The following is a 19,900-nucleotide window of genomic DNA, read 5'->3' as shown; positions in this document are numbered from 1 at the left end:
CACATGACGCATCATTCGGACGACGATGCGCGTCTGCTCCGCTTTCGGAAGCTGCCGCGCGTCGTCCGGATGGTTTATTCCCGCCCCCGGTTGTTCGCTTCGATCGCGGTCGGCATCGGCGCGGCGCTGCTGCTGCCGAGCGGGTTGCGGCCAGTGACGCGGGCGTTGGTCGGCTGGGATGTCTCGATCCTCGCCTACCTGACGCTGGCCTATACGATGATGGCGCGTTGCGGGATCGCCTACATTCGCCGCAACGCGGTGCTGCAGGACGACGGCCGCTTCCTGATCCTGATGGTGACGGCGTTCGGCGCCTTCGCCAGCATCGCGGCGATCGTCTCCGAACTCGGAAACGCGCATCGCGGCGCCGCCGAGCTGGCGCTCGCCACATTCACGATCGCGCTGTCATGGGCGGCGGTTCACACCACCTTCGCGCTGCATTACGCCCACGAATATTATCGCGGCGATCGCGAGGGCGGGCTGGCGTTTCCGGGCGGCGACGAGCACACCGAGCCCGACTACTGGGATTTCGTGTACTTCTCGTTCGTGATCGGCATGACCGCACAGGTGTCGGACGTCGGCATTACCGACAGGACCATCCGCCGCACCGCGACCGCGCACGGCGTGGTGTCGTTCGTGTTCAACACTGCCCTGGTGGCACTGATGGTCAACATCGCGGCGAGCGCGATCTGACCTCTCCTTCGCCGGCACCGCTCAGGCGGCGCGGGCTTCTTCCTCGAATGCCAGATTGCGGATGATCTCGAGCAGACGGTCCCCCGCGATCCGCTCGGTGTTGAACCCGGTCTGCCGGCCGATATGACCGAACAGGTTCTCGTCTTCGCGCGAGCGGCCGAGAAACGCCATCGACCAATTGCTGAACAGCCGCTCCGGGGCGGCACCGAAGGCGAGCACCTGAATGTCGCCGTGACGCTCGTCGCGCAGGATCTTCTCGAACAGGGTTTCGACCGACGGGCACGGTCCTTCCAGCACCTGGGCGAACAGGCCGCGGTTGAACAGCAAGGCGCCGGTAATCGACAGCCGCGGGTTGTTGCGGCGCGCAGCGCCGAGGATCGATTCGATCTCCTCGGCGATTCGCGCCGGTCCGCCGGCAATCAGGTTTCTACTATAATACACGCAGCGATAGAGCTCGCTCGGCATGTGAGGATGCTCCCCGGTCATAGGCTGACTTCCGTCGCCGCGTTGATCACGTTGCGGCTCTCGGCGAGAAAATGTTCGATCTCTCCCGGCGGGATCGGCCGGCTGATCAGATAGCCCTGCACGTCGGTGCAGCCGTCGGCCGCCACACGCGCGAGCTGGTCCTCGGTTTCCACGCCTTCAGCCACCGTCGCCATGCCGAGGCTGGCGCCGAGCGAGGCGATCGCCCGTACGATCGCGCGGTTGCCGCGATCGTCGCTGGCTTCGCGCACGAACGACTGATCGATTTTGATCTTGTCGAACGGGAAGCTGCGCAGGTAGCCGAGCGACGAATAGCCGGTGCCGAAATCGTCGAGCGACACCCGAACCCCGAGTCCGCGCAGTTGCTGCAGCACCGCCAGCGCATTGCCGCGCGCGTCCAGCATCACGCTTTCGGTGATCTCCAGCTCCAGCCGTCGCGGATCGAGCCCGCTGTCGGCGAGCGCCGAGACGACGGTCGCGACCAGCGACCGGTTGGCGAACTGGATCGCCGAAATGTTGACCGCCACCGTGTAGTCGCCCGGCCAGCTTGCAGCGTCCCGACAGGCGGTGCGCAGCACCCACTCGCCGATCGGACCGATGATCCCGGTCTCTTCGGCAATCGGAATGAAGTCGAGCGGCGACACCGGCCCACGCGTCGGGCAGCGCCAGCGCAGCAGCGCCTCGAAGCCTGCCACCCGGCGGCTCTGCAGATTGACCTGCGGCTGATACACCAGGGAGAACTCGCGCAGCGCCAGCGCGCGGCGCAGATCGGTCTCCAGCGCCCGCCGCGCCCGCATGCTCTCGTCCATCGCGGATTCGAACACGCGATAGCCGGCGTAGCGCTCCTGCTTGGCGCGATGCAGAGCCAGATCGGCGTTCTTCAGCACGCCATCGACGTCGATGTCGGCGTCGTCGAGCAGCGCGATGCCGACGAAAGCGCTGACATTGATGAGCTGGCCTTCGAGCAGGTACGGCCGGCCGAGCAGATCGACCAGCCGCTTGGCCAGCGTCACTGCGGCTTCCGGCTGATCTCGCCCGGCCTGGATCACGCCGAACTCGTCGGCGTCGAGCCGGGCCAACACATCGCTCGGCGTCAACGCCGAGCTGATGCGTTTGGCAACCAGACACAGCAACGCATCGCCGATGGTGCGCCCGAGCGTGTCGTTGATCGCCTTGAAGCGATCGAGATCGATCGTCAGCACCGCAGCGTCGCGGCGGATATCGGCCGGCTGTGCCAGCATATCGGCGAGCCGCTCGTGAAACACCAGGCGGTTCGCCAATTGGGTCAGGCGGTCGGTGCGCGACAGTTCGGCGCCAACGATGCCCTGGCGCAGGCGCTCGCTGATGTCCGCGGCGCTGATCAGCCAGCCGTCGGGGAACGTCGTGATGTCGACCCAGTAGATCCGGTCGTTCGGGAAAATGATCGGGCGGGAGATCTTGCCGTCCTCGCGGCAGGCATCGAAGCCGATTCGTGCCAGCACCTGCTCGCGCGGAACTGCACCGAAGGCCAGATCGAACACCGGATTGGTCAGCACGATGTCGCCGTCCGGCGACACCAGCGCCAACCCGACATCGATCGCCATGAACGCCGCCAGCGTCAATTGCCCGGTGCGATCCGACGCGTCGCGATCAGCCACGCCACCTCGAGCGCTCTCGCTCGGATGCGGCTCAGGCAGATCGGCGGTTCTGATGACTGAGACTACCCCCATAACCTTGAACAAAACGCGGGGAGTATTGCCAAATGCATAATTACCATCAATCGGCCCCGGCGACGGTGAATCGCTGGTTAGTTGGTCGGCGCAGGTTTGAGACGAAAGTCGTAGACACTCCTACGATCGCGCGCCCCGCACGTATTGGAGCACCGCTTGACCGACCGGAACTTCCGAGCGATGCAAGCACTTGCCGGCAAGCCAATTTGAATTCAGCGTGGCGACGTGGAAGCCAAGTTCCAGATCTTTCTCACGCTGCTCGCGGTTCTGGCCGGAACCGCATTGCTGGCCCGACGGGTCAATATCGCACCGGCGATCTTGCTGCTGGTTGCCGGCATCACGCTGGCCTTCATTCCGGGCATGCCGGCAATCGAGCTGCCGCCGGAGCTGATCCTGCTTCTGGTGCTGCCGCCGCTGATCTATTCGGCGAGCGTCGCGATGAGCTGGCGCGAATTCTGCGCCAACCTTCAAGCCATCGGATTGCTCGCGATCGGCTGCGTGATCTTCACCGCATTCGCCGTGGCGGCGGCGGCGCACTATCTGATCGGTCTGCCGTGGTCGGCCGGCTTCCTGCTCGGTGCGATAGTCGCACCGCCGGACGTGGTGGCGCCGCTGGCGATCGCCCGCAAGCTCGGCCTGCCACGCCGGATCGTGGTGGTGCTCGAGGGCGAAGGGCTCGCCAACGATGCCACCGCGCTGATCCTGTACCGCTTCGCGGTGGCGGCGATCATGACCGGCGCATTCTCGCTGACCAAGGCGTCCGGAACCTTCGTGGCGATCATGGCCGGCGAGCTCGCCTTCGGCGTGGCGGTCGGCTGGCTCAGCCTGCGGCTGCGGCATTGGGTGCGCGATCCGCAGATCGAAATCACGCTGTCGCTGCTGACGCCCTATATCGCCTATTGGATTCCCGAGCACCATGGCGGCTCCGGCGTGATCGCCACCGTCGCCTGCGGCCTCTACATCTCCTGGAACGGCCCGCTGCTGATCTCGGCAGCGACGCGGCTGCAGGGCATCTTCTTTTGGGACTTGGTGATCTACCTGATCGAAGGGATGCTGTTCCTGCTCACCGGCTTCCAGCTCCGCGCACTGCTGGAAAGGTCCAAGGAATTCCCCTTCGGGGACATCCTGACGGCAACGCTGCTGGTCGCCGCGATCGTGATCGCCGCGCGCTTCGTCTGGGTCTATCCGGCGTTCTATCTGCCGCGTTTTCTCAGCCGCAGCTTGCGGGCGCGCGATCCCTACCCGTCGTGGCGCACCGTGTTCGTAATTGGCTTCACCGGCGTGCGCGGTGCAGTGTCGCTCGCCGCGGCGCTGGCGCTACCCTATGCGCTGCCGGGCGGCGAGGCGTTTCCGTATCGCGATCTGATTTTGTTCGTCACCTTCGGGGTGATCCTGATCACCCTGGTGGGACTCGGCCTGACGCTACCTGCGGTGGTGAAACTGCTCGGCATCACCCATGTCGGACATCGGGAGCAGATCGCCGAACACGAAGATGAGATCACGGCGCGGCGCGAGGCGCTCGCCGCCGCTCAGGCGTCGTTGAAAACCATCACCGACAACCGCGAACTCACCGACGAGGTGCTGAAGCTGCTGCACGCCCGGCACCAGACCCGCACCAGCCTGCTGCCCGATCCGATCGGCTCGCCGGAGCACGAGGCCTCCGCGGTCGGCATCGCGCTGGTGCGTGAGCTGATCAAGGTCGAGCGCAAATTCATCCATGCCCAGCTTCGCGCCGGCAAGATTACCGACGAAGCGAGGCGCCGGATCGAGCGCGACCTCGATCTGGAAGAGGCGACCCTCGCCAACCGCGAAAGCGGGCCTGCGCCGCTGTAAGGCGGGTTCGTAGGTACGGCTGAGTTGCCCGGTATTTGTCACACCGCAAGACGCGATCCCACTCGTTCCGAATGAGAGGCTGCGCCCCGGCGGACTTACTCCGCCGCCGGCACCATCTGGGCAGCGCCGGGCTTCGGCGTCGCGGCGTAGCGCTGCTCGATGTAGTCGATCACCAGCGCCTTGAAGTCGGCCGCGATATTCTCGCCGCGCAGGGTGCGGAATTTCTCGCCGTCGACGAACACCGGGGCGGCCGGAGTTTCGCCGGTGCCGGGCAGCGAGATGCCGATATTGGCGTGCTTGCTTTCGCCCGGGCCGTTGACGATGCAGCCCATCACCGCGACGTTGAGGTTCTCGACGCCCGGATAGCGGCTGCGCCATTCCGGCATCTCGTCGCGGATGAAATCCTGGATCGAGCGCGCCAGCTCCTGGAACGTGGTCGAGGTGGTGCGGCCGCAGCCGGGGCACGCAGCCACCAGCGGCACGAAGGTGCGGAAGCCCATGGTCTGCAGCAGTTCCTGCGCGACCTGCACCTCCTTGGTGCGATCGCCGCCGGGCTCGGGCGTCAGCGAAATCCGGATGGTGTCGCCGATGCCTTGCTGCAGCAGGATGCCGAGCGCGGCGGACGACGCCACGATGCCCTTCGACCCCATGCCGGCTTCGGTGAGGCCGAGATGGATCGCGTAGTCGGAGCGCGAAGCGAGATCCTGATACACGGCGATCAGGTCCTGCACCGCGGAGACCTTGGCGGACAGGATCATCTTGTTCTTCGGCAGGCCGATCTCTTCGGCGCGCGCGGCCGACAATAGCGCCGACTGCACCATTGCCTCGCGGGTGACGGCGCGGACGTCGCGCGGATTGGCGCTGGCGGCGTTCTCGTCCATCAGCTTGGTGAGCAGTTCCTGGTCGAGCGAACCCCAATTGGCGCCGATGCGGACCGCCTTGTTGTTCTTCAACGCAATCTCGACGATGTCGGCGAACTGGGTGTCGCGCTTGGCCTTGAAGCCGACATTGCCCGGGTTGATCCGATACTTGTCGAGCGCCTCGGCGCAGGCCGGGTACTCCGCCAGCAGCTTGTGGCCGATGTAGTGGAAGTCGCCGATCAGCGGCGTGGTCAGGCCGAGCTTGCGGATGCCGTCGCGGATGTGCGGAACGGCGGCAGCGGCCTCCTCGCGGTCGACGGTGATCCGGACCATCTCCGAACCGGCCCGGGCCAGCGCGGCGATCTGCTTGATGGTGCCCTCGACATCCGCGGTGTCGGTGTTGGTCATCGACTGGACGACAATCGGAGCGCCGCCGCCGACGGCCACATCGCCGACCATGACCTGGGTGGTTTGGTGCCGCGGCGCGGGGCCTGCGACGTCGTCCTGCAGCGGATTTTCGAGCTTGTTCATGGCGGTCCGAATATCAGGTTTTTGTGACATTCAGCAATGGATCGTTGGGTGCAGGAACCGGAGCCGGCCGGTTCACGAGGTAAAGGCCGGCGATCACCAGCACCGCCGCGGCGCCGAATGCCGGGGTCAGCGGGTCGTGCATGATCAGATAGCCGGCCGCCACCCCGAATAAAGGGGTAATGAAGGTGAAAGCCGACAATTTGCTGGCCGAATAGGTCTTCACCAGCCCGAACCAGAGCAAAAATGTCAGTCCGACCACCCAGATGGTCTGATAAGCCATCAGGCCGAGCGAGAGCGGCGACGGGATCTTGGTGATGGTTTCACCGGACAGCAGCGCCGCAGCGGTCAAAATCGGCACCGAGACCGCCACCTGATAGGCCAGCCCCTTCTCGGCCGGCGCCCGCTGCAACCGGGTCGATTTGACGATCAGGGTGGTGGCGGCCCACAGCGCGCCGCCGCCGACCAGCATCAGGTCACCGACCAGAACGCTCGTGTCGACGTCGGCCTGCGGCACGCCGATCGCCAGCGCCACCCCGGCGAAACTCAACGCCAGCCCGGCCCATTGCAGCCGGCGCAGCCGTTCGCCGAGCAGCCGGTACGAGCCAAGCGCGACGAAGAACGGCGCGGTGTAGAGGAACACGACCGCCCGGGACGCCGTGGTCAGCGTCAGGCCATGATAGATCAGCACGAATTCGAGCCCAAACAGCACGCCGGCGAACAGCCCGGCCCGGAGCGTGCCGTCACGCAGGAACAGCTTCACCCGGCGTGACCTGGCGATGATCAGGATGATGATCAGGGCCCCGGCCGACCGGATCGCCGCCTGCAGGAACGGCGGAATGTCCGGCAAAACCAGCTTCACGGCGATCTGGTTGAAGCCCCACGACAGGCAGCACAGCAACATCAGCGCGATCGCGCCGGCGCTCAGCGGACGCCCCATGGTGCCGCTCACCGCAGCGGTCGCGCGGGCTGGGTGATCAGGTTCGAGGAGACCGCCGTCGTCCGGCGGGACGTCTTGATCGACATGGTGCCTCCGGCTTTTCGCCGTGTTGTGGCGGGCGCTGGCGCGCCACGCTCCTCCCATGGATCAAGGCGTAAACCGCGTCAGGCGGCTTGGCAATGGCCGCACAAGCCGGTGATCTCGACCACCGACATCTTCGGCGTGAAGCCAGTCTGGCGTGCCGCTTCGTTGAGGCGCTGCGTGACTTCCGAAGCCGGGATCTCGCCGACAGAACCGCAGCATTCGCAGATCAGGAATGCGACCGTCGCAGTGTCGTCGTGATCGTGGCCGCAGGCAAGGAAGGCGTTGCGGCTCTCGATCCGGTGGACGAGGCCATTCTGCATCAGAAAATCCAGCGCCCGGTACACCGTGATCGGCGCCGGCCGCGGCATGACCCGGGCCAGTTCGTCGATCACCTCGTAGGCGCCGAGCGGCCGATGGCTCGACAACAGCGCACGCAGCACCTGCCGACGGATCGGCGTGAGATTCTGCGATCGATCGGCACAGACTCGCTCCGCATGCTCCAACCCCTCGGCCGAGCAACGCTCATGATCGTGTCCCGGCGCGGGGAAGGTCGGCTTCAGTGCGGTCATCGAACGTCACCACTGCGCCGGCAACAGGCCGGCTCATGTCTTCCGCAACATCCTACACCGGGCAGGCCCTCGAAGTCTCGCGGCCCGCCGCCACTTGCGAGACATGCGCAACGGTATCGGACGTATGCGATTCCTGTATCTTGTGAAATAATAAGCAAGCTTATTTTATTCGTTGCTTAGGGAGACCTGCCCAATGTCCAATGGTCCGGGGGACCAGAACATCATCTTCGTGTTCGCCGAAGTGCAGCGGCTGATCCGCGCCTATGCGGACAAGCAGGCGTCGCGGCACGGCATTACGCGCGCCCAATGGGCAGTGCTGGCCAAGGTGGAGCGCGCCGAAGGACTGAAGCAGTCCGAACTCGCTGAACAGATGGAACTACAGCCGATCACGCTGACCCGCCTGATCGACAAGCTGTGCGACAACGGTTGGCTCGAACGTCGCAGCGACGACACCGACCGGCGCTGCAAGCGGCTCCACCTGCGCGAGGCGGCCAAGCCGCTGCTCCGCAAGCTGGCCGATCTCCGTGCCGAACTCACCGCGACCGCACTCGCCGGCCTCACGACCGACGATGCGCAGCGCCTGCTGCACCAGATGCAGATCATCAAGGAGAATTTGCGTGGCGCCCTCCAGCACCAGTGCCAACGCGAAGAGAAACGACGGGAAGAGCGCTATGGCTGAACCGGCCCTGAAATTTCCGACCGAGCAGAAAGAACCTTCGAGCGATCCGTCCGTCACCGCCGGTTCCGGACCACACAGCGGGGTCGGCGGTGCGCTGCGCCGCTATCGCCGGCCGCTGCTGCTGATCGTGCTGCCGCTGTTGGCGCTGATCGGCGGCATCACCTTCTATCTGGAAGGCGGTCGCTACGTGACCACCGACGACGCCTATGTGGGCGCCCAGAAGGTGCTGATCACGCCCGACGTCGCCGGCAAGATCGTCGAGGTCACGGTCAAGGAAGGCCAGCATGTCGAGCCCGGCGACGAGCTCTTCCAGATCGATCCGGTGCCGTTCCGGCTCGCTGTGGCACAGGCTCAGGCCAAGCTGGCGGACGCCAAGACCAGCCACGCCAACCTCGTCGCCAACGTCAAACTGTACGGCAAGACCGTCGAGCTGGTGGATGCCGGCATCGCGCTGAAGCAGCGCGACGTCGAACGCAAGACCTCGCTGGTGCAGAGCCGTGCCGGCTCACAGCTCGACCTCGACAACTCCACCGCGGCGCTGGTGACCGCGCAGGCGCAGTTGCAGCTCGTCAAGCAGCAGCAGTCGACCGCGCTCAACCAGTTGCTGGGCGACCCCGACCTGCCGCTGGAGAAGTTTCCCGCCTATTCCCAAGCCAAAGCGGCGCTCGACGATGCCGAGCGCAACCTCCATTTGGCGACGGTGCGGGCGCCGATGCGCGGCACGGCTACCCAGGTCGACAACATTCAGCTCGGCCGTTTCGTTGCCGCCGGCACGCCGGTGTTCAGCGTCATCGACACCTCGCAGCCCTGGGTCGATGCCAACCCGAAGGAAAGCGATTTCACCTATGTGGCGGTCGGGCAGGCTGTGACGCTCGACGTCGACGCCTTCCCGGATCACCCTTTCAAGGGCCGGGTGACGTCGCTGTCGCCGGGCACTGGCGCGCAATTCGCGGTACTGCCGCCGCAGAACGCCACCGGCAATTTCGTCAAGGTAGTGCAGCGCGTGCCGCTGCGGATTGCGTTCGACAACACCGACGCGATGGTGCGCCGGTTGAAGGCGGGCATGAGCGTGACCGTGTCGATCGACACCAACCACCGGCGTTCACTGGCGGGCCTGCTCGGCTTCGGCCCCGCCAAGGCCGCGCAGCCGGAGCAGCACTGAGCAATGGCCGGCGCCGCACAATCCCACGCGGTCCCCGGCTTACGCCGGAACATGGTGACGATCTGCGCCATGACGGCGACGATCATGCAGGCGCTCGACACCACCATCGCCAACGTCGCGCTGCCCTATATGCAGGGCTCGCTGTCGGCATCGCAGGACCAGATCAACTGGGTGCTGACGTCCTACATCGTGGCGGCCGCGATCATGACGGCGCCGGTCGGCTGGATCGCCAACCGGTTCGGCCGCAAGCGCATCTTCATCATCTGCGCGGCCGGCTTCACCGCCGCATCGGTGATGTGCGGCCTCGCCCAGGACATCACCCAGATGGTGGCGTTCCGGCTGCTGCAGGGCGTGTTCGGCGCCGCGCTGGTGCCGCTGTCGCAGGCCGTGATGCTGGACAGCTACGCGCTACACGAGCGCGCCAAGGCGATGTCGATCTGGGGCATGGGCGTGATGATGGGGCCGATCATGGGCCCCTCTCTCGGCGCCTGGCTGACCGAAACCTACTCCTGGCACTGGGTGTTCTTCGTCAACCTGCCGTTCGGCGCCATCACGGTGCTCGGTCTGGCGATGTTCATGGAAGAAACCGACACGAACCAGGAGCTCAAATTCGACTGGTTCGGCTTTGCGGCGCTCGCGGTCGGCATCGGGGCGATGCAGCTCGCGCTCGACCGCGGCGAACAGCTCGACTGGTTCAATTCGACCGAGATCGTCATCGAGTCGATCGTCTCGGTGGTCGGGTTCTACTACTTCTTCGCCCACTCCTTCACCACTGCACGCCCGTTCATCCAGTTCGCGATCTTCAAGGATCGTAACTTCGTCGGCGGCGTGGTGTTCATGACGGTGATGGGGCTGGTGCTGTTCTCGACCATGGCGCTGTCGTCGCCGTTCTTGCAGAACGTCGAAGGCTACCCGATCATGACCGCCGGCCTGCTGCTTGCCTCGCGCGGCTGCGGCACTTTCGTGGCGATGATGATCGTCGGCCGGATCATGCGCCATATCGAGGCGCGCACCCTGATCGCCACCGGTCTGTCGCTGACCTGCGCGTCGCTCTACGTGATGACCGCATGGACCGACCAGACCAGCGTGCCGAGCGTCGTCGTTACCAGCATCGTTCAGGGGTTCGGCTTCGGTCTGGTGTTCGTGCCGCTGTCGACGGTGGCGTTCATGACGCTGCCGGGGCAACTCCGCACCGACGGCACCGCCATGCTGACGCTGGTGCGCAACGTCGCCAGCTCGGTCGGAATTTCGGTGGTGATCGCGAAACTGTCGTCGGGCACCACCACGGCGCACGCCATCCTGTCCGAGCACATCAACCCGTTCAACGACGCGCTGCAGATGCCGAACGTCACCGGCATGATCGACCTGTCGACCACCACCGGCAAGGCGATGATGGATGCGATCGTCACCATGCAGGCGCAGATCATCGCATTCTCGCACGACTACGCGATGGTGATGTTCCTCACCGCCGCCGCGGTGCCGATGGCGATCATCATCGGCTCGACCAAAGCGGCGCTGCGCAAGCAGGGCGAAGCCGCAGCGGATCATGCGGCGGTGATGGAGTAGCTTGTTCAGCTCTCCCACGCCGGAAGATGCCGAGGAGCCCAGCAATTGAACAAGGCCGTCATTCCGGACGCCGCGCAGCGGCGATCCGGAATCCCGAGGTTGGTGTGCACGGATCGAGATTCCGGGTTCGCTCACTGCGTGAGCGCCCCGGAATGACCAGGTAATCTCAGTTCACCTTCTCGATCGCCATCGCGACACCCTGGCCGACGCCGACGCACATCGTGGCGAGCGCGAGCTTGCCGCCGCGCTTCTCCATGCCGTGCACCGCGGTCAGCGCCAGCCGAGCGCCGCTCATGCCGAGCGGGTGGCCGAGCGCGATCGCGCCGCCGTGCGGATTGACGAAGTCGGCATCGTCCTTGACGCCGAGCTGGCGCAGGCAGGCGATGCCCTGAGAGGCAAATGCTTCGTTCAGCTCGATCAGATCGAAGTCGCTGATCTTCAGCCCGAGCCGTTCCATCAGCTTCCTGGTCGCCGGCACCGGGCCGATGCCCATGATCCGCGGCGGCACCGCGGCCGAAGCGAGGCCGAGGATTTTGGCGCGCGGCGTCAGGCCATACTTCTTCACCGCGGCCGCGGATGCGATCAGCAGCGCGGCGGCGCCGTCATTGACGCCCGACGCATTGCCGGCCGTCACCGTGCCCGGATTGCGCACGATCGGCTTCAGCTTGGCGAGACCTTCGAGCGTGGTTTCGGGGCGCGGATGCTCGTCCTTGTCGACGGTGATCGGGCCGGCCTTGCCGCCCGAATACGTCACCGGCGCGATCTCCTCGGCAAAGTAGCCGGCCGCGATCGCCGCACCGGCCCGCTGCTGGGACCGGATCGCGAACGCGTCCTGATCGGCGCGCGAGATCTGGAACTCTTCGGCGACGTTCTCGCCGGTCTCGGGCATCGAATCGACGCCATATTGCTGCTTCATCAGCGGATTGATGAAACGCCAGCCGATCGTGGTGTCGAAGATGTCGGCGGTGCGGGCGAACGCTTCGGTCGCCTTGCCCTGCACGAACGGCGCGCGGGTCATCGACTCGACACCGCCGGCGATCGCCAGATCGATTTCGCCGCCGCGGATCGCACGGCCTGCCGCACCGACCGCGTCGAGGCCAGAGGCGCACAGCCGGTTGAGGGTCTGACCGGGCACGGAGTCGGGAAGGCCCGCCAGCAGTGCCGCCATACGGGCGACGTTGCGGTTGTCTTCGCCGGCCTGATTGGCGCAGCCGAAGAACACCTCGTCCACCGCACTCCAGTCCATGTCGGGATGCTTGGCCATCAGCGCCTTGATCGGCACCGCTGCAAGATCGTCGGTCCGCACCTTGGCGAGCGATCCGCCGTAACGGCCGATCGGAGTGCGCACCGCGTCGCAGACAAACACGTCGGCCATCGAAACTCTCCCTGTTTTGTCGATCCGGGCTGGGGCGCCGGACTTGAAGCCGGTTTGTAGAAAGCGCCGCCGAACAGGTCAACGTGCCGCCGATCGTCGCGGGCGCGGTTGAAACCCGTGCATGGCTCGCCGCCCGAGGTAGGAACGAAGGGACGAATTTTGCTATGCATCGGCCATGACCATCCGCCCCGACATTGCTCCGCCGCCGAACGCCGCTCCGCCAGCCGAGGCGCCGGCGAAAATGTCGCCGATGATGGAGCAGTACCACGAGATCAAGGCCGCCAATCCGGGGCTGTTGCTGTTTTACCGGATGGGCGACTTCTACGAGCTGTTCTTCGAGGATGCCGAGATTGCGTCCCGCGCACTCGGCATCACCTTGACCAAGCGCGGCAAACATCTCGGCGCCGACATTCCGATGTGCGGCGTGCCGGTGGAACGCTCCGACGATTATCTGCACCGCTTGATTGCGCTCGGCCACCGCGTCGCGGTGTGCGAGCAGACCGAAGATCCGGCAGCGGCGCGCGCCCGCAAGAGTGTGGTGCGGCGCGACGTGGTCCGGCTGATCACGCCCGGCACGCTGACCGAAGACACCCTGCTCGACGCGCGCGCCAACAACTATCTGCTGGCAATCGCGCGTGCCCGCGGCTCCGCCGGTGTTGATCGGATTGGGCTGGCCTGGATCGACATCTCGACCGGAGAGTTCTGCGTCACCGAGTGCTCGACCGCCGAACTCGCCGCGACGCTGGCGCGGATCAATCCGAACGAAGCGATCGTGCCGGATGCGCTGTACGGCGACGCCGAAGTCGCGCCTACCTTGCGCGAACTGGCTGCCGTCACGCCACTGACCCGCGACGTGTTCGATTCGGCCACCGCCGAGCGGCGGCTGTGCGATTACTTCGCCGTCGCCACCATGGACGGCCTCGCCGTGCTGTCGCGGCTGGAGGCGACCGCGGCGGCGGCCTGCGTCACCTATGTCGACCGCACTCAGCTCGGTAAACGGCCGCCGCTATCGCCGCCGTCGCGCGAGGCGACCGGCACCACGATGGCGATCGACCCGGCGACCCGCGCCAATCTCGAACTCACCCGTACACTCGCCGGCGAGCGCCGCGGTTCGCTGCTCGACGCGATCGACTGCACGGTGACGGCCGCCGGCTCGCGGCTGCTCGCGCAGCGGCTCGCCGCGCCGCTCACCGATGCGGCCACGATCGCCCGGCGGCTGGATGCGGTCGAAGCCTTCGCGGTGGATTCCGGACTTCGCGAACAGATCCGCAGCTCGCTGCGGGCGGCGCCCGACATGGCGCGCGCACTGGCGCGGCTGTCGCTCGGCCGCGGCGGTCCTCGAGATCTGGCGAACTTGCGCGACGGCATCCGCGCCGCCGACGAGGTGCTGGTGCAGCTTGCACAGCTCGCAAGCCCGCCGCAGGAAATCGCAAGCGCGATGGCGGCGCTGCAGCGGCCGTCGCGCGAGCTGTGCGCCGAGCTCGGCCGCGCACTGGCCGATGATCTGCCACTGCAGAAGCGCGACGGCGGCTTCGTCCGCGAAGGCTTCGAGCCGACGCTCGACGAAACCCGCAAGCTGCGCGACGCCTCGCGGCTGGTCGTGGCGTCGATGCAGGCGCGCTACGCCGACGACACCGGCATCAAGGCGCTCAAGATCCGGCACAACAACGTGCTCGGCTACTTCGTCGAAGTCTCGGCGCAGCACGGCGACAGGCTGATGGCGCCGCCGCTGAACGCCACCTTCATCCATCGCCAGACTCTCGCCGGCCAGGTGCGCTTCACCACCGCCGAGCTCGGCGAGATCGAGGCCAAGATCGCCAATGCGGGCGACCGCGCGCTCGGGCTCGAGCTCGAGATCTTCGACCGCCTCGCAGCGATGATCGATGCGGCCGGCGAAGACCTGCGCGCCGCCGCGCACGCATTCGCGCTGCTCGACGTCGCCACCGCGCTCGCCAAGCTCGCCTCCGACGACAATTACGTCCGTCCCGAGGTCGATCAGTCGCTGTCGTTCGCGATCGAGGGCGGCCGGCATCCGGTGGTCGAGCAGGCGCTGAAGAAGGCCGGCGAGCCGTTCATCGCCAACGCCTGCGACCTGTCGCCCGGCCCGGCGCAGACCAGCGGCCAGATCTGGCTGCTGACCGGCCCGAACATGGCCGGCAAATCGACCTTCCTGCGCCAGAACGCGCTGATCGCGCTGCTCGCCCAGGTCGGCAGCTTCGTGCCGGCGAGCCGGGCGCGGATCGGCATCGTCGACCGGCTGTTCTCGCGCGTCGGCGCCGCCGACGACCTCGCCCGTGGGCGCTCGACTTTCATGGTCGAGATGGTCGAAACCGCCGCGATCCTGAACCAGGCGTCGGAGCGCGCTCTGGTGATCCTCGACGAGATCGGCCGCGGCACCGCGACCTTCGACGGTCTGTCGATCGCCTGGGCGGCGATCGAGCATCTGCACGAACAAAACAGGTGCCGTTCGCTGTTCGCCACGCACTACCACGAGCTGACCGCACTGTCGGCCAAGCTGCCGCGGCTGTTCAACGCTACGGTGCGGGTCAAGGAATGGCGCGGCGAGGTGGTGTTCCTGCACGAGGTGCTGCCGGGCTCTGCCGACCGCTCTTACGGCATTCAGGTCGCCAAGCTGGCCGGCCTGCCGCCCTCGGTGGTGAACCGGGCCAAAGCGGTGCTGGCCAAGCTCGAGGCCAACGACCGCGGCCAGCCCAAGGCGCTGATCGACGATCTGCCGCTGTTCGCCATCACGGCGCGCGCGCCCGCCGAAGGCGTGATCCCGAGCGAGGCCGACCAACTGATCGAGGCGGTGAAGGCCCTGCATCCCGATGAGATGACCCCGCGCGAGGCGCTGGATGCGCTTTACGCCCTGAAGGCGAAGCTGCCGCGATCGTAGATCGTAGGATGGGTTGAGCGGACGCGAAACCCATCAACGCCAGCACGGTTCAGATGAGTTTCGCTGCCGCTCAACCCATCCTACGAACTGACGGCTAAGCGCGCCGGAAAAAGCAAAATGGCCGGGACGAGCCCGGCCATTTCACCAACAACTCTTTGAGAAGACTTACTTCTTGGCCGGCGCCGGGGTGGCGGGCTTGGCCGGATCGGCAGGCTTCGCGGCATCCGCCGGCTTGGCTGCATCCGGCTTCGCAGCCGGCTGGTCCATGCGCTCGATCTTGGCGCTCTGGCGCAGCTTGGCAACGTAATCCGACTGCGCCTTGCGGGTGACGTACTGCTCGATCTGCGCCTTGACCTGATCGAAGCTCGGCGGCTTGCGGTTGCGCTTTTCCTCGACCTTGATGATGTGCCAGCCGAACTGGGTCTTGATCGGTTCGGAGATCTTGCCCGGCTCGAGCGCGAAGGCGGCGGCGGAGAACTCCGGCACCATCTGGTCCTTGGTGAAGAAGCCGAGATCGCCGCCATCGGAGGCGCCCGGATCCTTGGACTTCTTCTTCGCCAGCTCGGCGAAGTCGGCGCCCTTCTTCAGCTCGGCCTCGACGGCCTTGGCCTCGTCCTCGGTCTCGACCAGGATGTGACGGGCGTGGACTTCCTGTTCGCCGGAAATCTGCTTGGCGGCCTCGTCATAGACCTTCTTCATCGCCTCGTCGGTGGAGCCGGACTTGCCCTCGGCGGCGAGCAGATCGTCCATCAGCAGCCGGTCACGGGCAAATTCGAGCCGCTTCTTGAATTCCGGGGTGTCCTGGATCTTCTTGTCTTCGGCGGCCTTGGCGACAATTTTCATGTCGATCAGGAAGGCCAGGACGTTCTCTTTCTTGGTCGCCGGATCGAGCTGGGCGAGGCTCGGCCCGAGCTCCTGCTCGGCGAGATCGACGTCGCTCTGACGGATCTCAGCGCCGTTGACCTTGGCGAGCACGGGGTTCGCATCCTCGGCGCGCGCCGCAGGGGCAGCCAGAAGCGCAAATGCGAGACAACCTGTCACAGCCGCGCTGAAGAGGCCGGCGCGCAGGCCGGATGTGACTGCGTTGAACGCAGGTGTCATGGAAAATCCTTGTGTTGAAAGCCGGGGTGTCGGGGCGGCGAGACAGTCACCCAATCGCAGTGCCTTGGCAACGCGAAAACTCTGTCAAAATGATGAAATCCTTGAAAGGTCGGCGCGTTGACAACCCCCAGGCCCAGCCATATCTGTGCCGCCACAGGCTCGGGTCGGGCGGTCGCCGCGCGACCGCGCCCGGGCGGCCGGCTCTCGGATTGCTGGATTACCAATCATTTCGCGCGCGCACCTGTATCCTGATAGGTGCCCGAGCGTCACGATGAGTTGATAGTGGCTCGAGCGAACGGCATCACGGCTGCTAAGTCACAGCGCAACAACAGGAAGCTGGCATGATCGGCGCGCTCGCCCGCAAACTCTTCGGCTCCGCTAACGACCGCAGGGTCAAGGGTTACCAGTCTCGGGTCGCCGCGATCAATGCGCTCGAACCGGAACTGGCCAAGCTGTCCGACGAGGCGCTGAAGGCTCGCACCGCGGAATTCCGCGCCGAGCTCGCCGCCGGCAAGACCCTCGATGAGCTGCTGGTGCCGGCGTTCGCCACCGTGCGCGAGGCCGCCAAGCGCACGCTGGGCCAGCGCCACTTCGACGTGCAGTTGATCGGCGGCATGGTGCTGCACGAAGGCGACATCGCCGAGATGAAGACCGGCGAAGGCAAAACGCTGGTCGCGACGCTGGCGGTTTATCTCAACGCGCTCGCCGGCAAGGGCGTGCACGTCGTCACCGTCAACGACTACCTCGCCAGCCGCGACGCCGGCTGGATGGGGCAGATCTACGGCTTCCTCGGCATGACCACCGGCGTGATCGTGCACGGGCTGGACGACGCTCAGCGCCAGGCCGCCTATGCCTGCGACATCACCTACGGCACCAACAACGAATACGGCTTCGACTATCTGCGCGACAACATGAAGTACCGGCTGGAGGACATGGTCCAGCGCGGGCACTATTTCGCGATCGTCGACGAAGTCGACTCGATCCTGATCGACGAAGCGCGCACCCCGCTGATCATCTCCGGCCCGCTCGACGATCGCTCCGACTTCTACAACACCATCGACACCTTCATTCCGCGCCTCGACAAGTCCGACTACGAGGTCGACGAGAAGCAGCGCACCGTGACGCTGACCGAAGCCGGCATGGAGAAGATCGAGACGCTGCTGAAGGACGCCGGCCAGCTTCGCGGCGAGTCGCTGTACGACGTCGAGAACGTCTCGGTGGTGCATCACGTCAACCAGGCGCTGCGCGCCCACACGCTGTTCCAGCGCGACAAGGACTACATCGTCCGCAACGACGAGGTGGTGATCATCGACGAGTTCACCGGCCGCATGATGCAGGGCCGGCGCTATTCGGAAGGCCTGCACCAGGCGCTGGAAGCCAAGGAACACGTCACGGTCCAGCCGGAAAACCAGACGCTGGCCTCGATCACCTTCCAGAACTACTTCCGGATGTACGACAAGCTCGCCGGCATGACCGGCACCGCGGCCACCGAGGCCGACGAGTTCTTCGACATCTACAAGCTCGAAGTGGTCGAGATCCCGACCAACCTGCCCATCGCCCGTCTCGACGAAGACGACGAGGTGTACCGCACCCAGCAGGAAAAATACGCCGCGATCCTGGCCGAGGTCGAGCGCGCCAACGCCCGGATGCAGCCGGTGCTGGTCGGCACCGCGTCGATCGAGAAGTCCGAGGTGCTGGCCGATTATCTGCTCAAGCACGGCTACAAGCAGATCGACTTCACCGACCCCAAGGGGATGGACAAGCTGTACGCGGCCGCCCGCGCGGGCAAGCCGGCGAAACTGTTCGCGGTGCTGAACGCGCGCTTCCACGAGCAGGAAGCCTACATCGTGGCCGAAGCCGGCGTTCCGGGGGCGATCACCATCGCCACCAACATGGCCGGCCGCGGCACCGACATCAAACTCGGCGGCTCGCTGGAAATGCGGCTTCAGCAGGAAGCTGCGCACATCACCGACGAAGCCGAGAAGGCGGCGAAGATCACCGAGATCAAGGCCGATATCGAGCGCTTCCGCGACATCGTGCTGAACGCCGAGGACGAGATCGAGATCGAACCCGCCAAGGGCAACAAGCCGGCCAAGACCGCCAAGCGCCCCGGCGGCCTGTACATCATCGGCTCCGAGCGCCACGAGAGCCGGCGCATCGACAACCAGCTCCGCGGTCGTTCCGGCCGTCAGGGCGACCCGGGCCGCTCCAAGTTCTTCCTGTCGCTGGAAGACGACCTGATGCGGATCTTCGGCTCCGACAAGCTCGACACCATGCTGACACGGCTCGGCCTGAAGGAAGGCGAGGCGATCATCCATCCTTGGATCAACAAGGCGCTGGAAAAGGCACAGCAGAAGGTCGAGGCCCGCAACTTCGACATCCGCAAGAATCTGCTGAAATTCGACGACGTCCAGAACGACCAGCGCAAGGTGATCTTCGATCAGCGCGTCGAGCTGATGAAGGAAGAGAGCGTGGCCGAAACGGTCACCGACATGCGTCACACCTTCATCGAGGAACTGGTCGCCAAGCATGTGCCCGAGCACGCTTATGCCGAGCAGTGGGACGTCGCGGGTCTGAAGGAAGAACTCAACCGCGTCGTCGGCATCGACATTCCGGTCGATGAATGGGCCAAGGAAGAAGGCATCGCCGACGAGGAGCTGATCACACGGCTGGAGCGGGTGTTCGACGAGCACATGGCCGCCAAGGTCGGTCAGTGGGGCTCGGACGTGATGCGCTACGCCGAGAAGAGCATCCTGCTGCAGACCCTCGACCATCTGTGGCGCGAACATTTGGTGATGCTCGATCACCTGCGCCAGGTGATCGGCCTGCGCGGCTACGGCCAGCGCGATCCGCTGCAGGAATACAAGTCGGAAGCCTTCAATCTCTTCCAGGAGATGAGCGCGCATCTGCGCGAGGCGGTGACGGCGCAGTTGATGCGGGTCGAGATCATTCCGCCGGACCAGCCGCAGGAACTGCCGCCGATGGAAGTCCACAAGATGGACCCCGACACCGGACAGGACGAGATGGCGTTCGCCAACGTTTCGCTGGCGCCGACGCAGGCGGCCGACAAGACGGCGCGCGACCCGAACAAGCCCGAGACCTGGGGCAAGGTCGGCCGCAACGAGGATTGCCCTTGCGGCTCCGGCAAGAAGTACAAGCACTGCCACGGCCGCTACGCGTAACCGCCGCAGACCCGATCAAGACACTCGGCAATGCCCGGCCTCGCGCCGGGCATTTTGCTGTTTGCTGTCTGGAAAGTCGGCTCCCGCCCCGGAATCCAGAGGTTTTTGAGTCGTCCGTGAAGTTTGCTGAACTGGATTGATTTAGGGGTGTCGGGCGGCTTCGAGTCGGAGTGACAGCATCATCAGCAGGGCACGCAAAAGCCGTTTGAACCAGCGCAGCAGCAAGTGGAAGTTGAAGCCTGC

General features: G+C 65.6%; 14 protein-coding genes. 7 read left to right on the top strand and 7 right to left on the bottom strand.

Features of this window, described 5'->3' with window-relative positions:
- Positions 1-3 precede the first annotated feature (3 nt).
- On the top strand, positions 4-690 hold the full coding sequence (locus M9H71_RS02110; protein WP_455403468.1) for a DUF1345 domain-containing protein: 687 nt from the start codon (positions 4-6) through the stop codon (positions 688-690).
- A gap of 21 nt (positions 691-711) precedes the next feature.
- On the opposite strand, the gene M9H71_RS02105 is transcribed toward M9H71_RS02110, so the two are convergent.
- Positions 712-1,155 carry a BLUF domain-containing protein gene (locus M9H71_RS02105; RefSeq protein ID WP_455403467.1) on the bottom strand — a complete coding sequence of 148 codons (444 nt, stop codon included), beginning with the start codon at positions 1,153-1,155 and terminating at the stop codon, positions 712-714.
- A 17-nt stretch (positions 1,156-1,172) separates the two neighbouring features.
- A complete protein-coding gene (locus M9H71_RS02100; protein ID WP_455403466.1) occupies positions 1,173-2,882 on the bottom strand; it encodes a putative bifunctional diguanylate cyclase/phosphodiesterase in 1,710 nt (569 codons plus the stop codon).
- Between the two features lie 225 nt (positions 2,883-3,107).
- Between M9H71_RS02100 and M9H71_RS02095 the strand changes: the two genes are divergently transcribed.
- A complete protein-coding gene (locus M9H71_RS02095; protein ID WP_455403465.1) occupies positions 3,108-4,715 on the top strand; it encodes a Na+/H+ antiporter in 1,608 nt (535 codons plus the stop codon).
- A gap of 95 nt (positions 4,716-4,810) precedes the next feature.
- Here the strand turns inward: M9H71_RS02095 and ispG are convergent, their stop codons facing one another.
- The 3 genes from ispG to M9H71_RS02080 form a co-directional block, all read right to left on the bottom strand.
- The gene (gene ispG / locus M9H71_RS02090) at positions 4,811-6,106 is read right to left on the bottom strand and encodes a flavodoxin-dependent (E)-4-hydroxy-3-methylbut-2-enyl-diphosphate synthase (protein WP_455403464.1); all 1,296 of its coding nucleotides are present in this window, start codon (positions 6,104-6,106) and stop codon (positions 4,811-4,813) included.
- Between the two features lie 13 nt (positions 6,107-6,119).
- Positions 6,120-7,043: a DMT family transporter gene (locus M9H71_RS02085; RefSeq protein WP_455403463.1), complete on the bottom strand. Its 924-nt coding sequence runs from the start codon at positions 7,041-7,043 to the stop codon at positions 6,120-6,122.
- Between the two features lie 164 nt (positions 7,044-7,207).
- Positions 7,208-7,696 (bottom strand): Fur family transcriptional regulator, encoded by a 489-nt coding sequence (locus M9H71_RS02080; protein ID WP_455403462.1) that lies wholly within the window; start codon positions 7,694-7,696, stop codon positions 7,208-7,210.
- 193 nt (positions 7,697-7,889) lie between these two features.
- Between M9H71_RS02080 and M9H71_RS02075 the strand changes: the two genes are divergently transcribed.
- Genes M9H71_RS02075 through M9H71_RS02065 form a run of 3 tightly spaced genes read left to right on the top strand, consistent with a single transcriptional unit; the run spans position 7,890 to position 11,103 of the window.
- On the top strand, positions 7,890-8,375 hold the full coding sequence (locus tag M9H71_RS02075; RefSeq protein ID WP_455403461.1) for a MarR family winged helix-turn-helix transcriptional regulator: 486 nt from the start codon (positions 7,890-7,892) through the stop codon (positions 8,373-8,375).
- Positions 8,368-9,537 carry an HlyD family secretion protein gene (locus M9H71_RS02070; protein WP_455403460.1) on the top strand — a complete coding sequence of 390 codons (1,170 nt, stop codon included), beginning with the start codon at positions 8,368-8,370 and terminating at the stop codon, positions 9,535-9,537. The genes M9H71_RS02075 and M9H71_RS02070 overlap by 8 nt, the downstream gene beginning before the upstream one ends.
- 3 nt (positions 9,538-9,540) lie before the next feature.
- Positions 9,541-11,103: a DHA2 family efflux MFS transporter permease subunit gene (locus M9H71_RS02065; RefSeq protein WP_455403459.1), complete on the top strand. Its 1,563-nt coding sequence runs from the start codon at positions 9,541-9,543 to the stop codon at positions 11,101-11,103.
- A 166-nt stretch (positions 11,104-11,269) separates the two neighbouring features.
- On the opposite strand, the gene pcaF is transcribed toward M9H71_RS02065, so the two are convergent.
- Positions 11,270-12,478 (bottom strand): 3-oxoadipyl-CoA thiolase, encoded by a 1,209-nt coding sequence (pcaF, locus tag M9H71_RS02060; RefSeq protein WP_455403458.1) that lies wholly within the window; start codon positions 12,476-12,478, stop codon positions 11,270-11,272.
- Positions 12,479-12,653: 175 nt separating this feature from the next.
- On the opposite strand from pcaF, the gene mutS reads away from it, so the two are divergent.
- Positions 12,654-15,374 (top strand): DNA mismatch repair protein MutS, encoded by a 2,721-nt coding sequence (gene mutS / locus M9H71_RS02055; RefSeq protein ID WP_455403457.1) that lies wholly within the window; start codon positions 12,654-12,656, stop codon positions 15,372-15,374.
- A gap of 165 nt (positions 15,375-15,539) precedes the next feature.
- Here mutS and M9H71_RS02050 read toward each other — a convergent pair whose 3' ends face one another.
- On the bottom strand, positions 15,540-16,475 hold the full coding sequence (locus M9H71_RS02050; RefSeq protein ID WP_455403456.1) for a peptidylprolyl isomerase: 936 nt from the start codon (positions 16,473-16,475) through the stop codon (positions 15,540-15,542).
- 341 nt (positions 16,476-16,816) lie between these two features.
- Here M9H71_RS02050 and secA point away from each other — a divergent pair, with 341 nt between their 5' ends.
- Complete coding sequence (gene secA / locus M9H71_RS02045) at positions 16,817-19,657, top strand: preprotein translocase subunit SecA (RefSeq protein WP_455403455.1); 2,841 nt, start codon at positions 16,817-16,819, stop codon at positions 19,655-19,657.
- Positions 19,658-19,900: the final 243 nt, after the last annotated feature.

This window comes from Rhodopseudomonas parapalustris, from assembly GCF_053772255.1.
The sequence above is the reverse complement of the archived record's forward strand: the minus strand, read 5'-3'. Positions and strand labels throughout refer to the sequence as shown.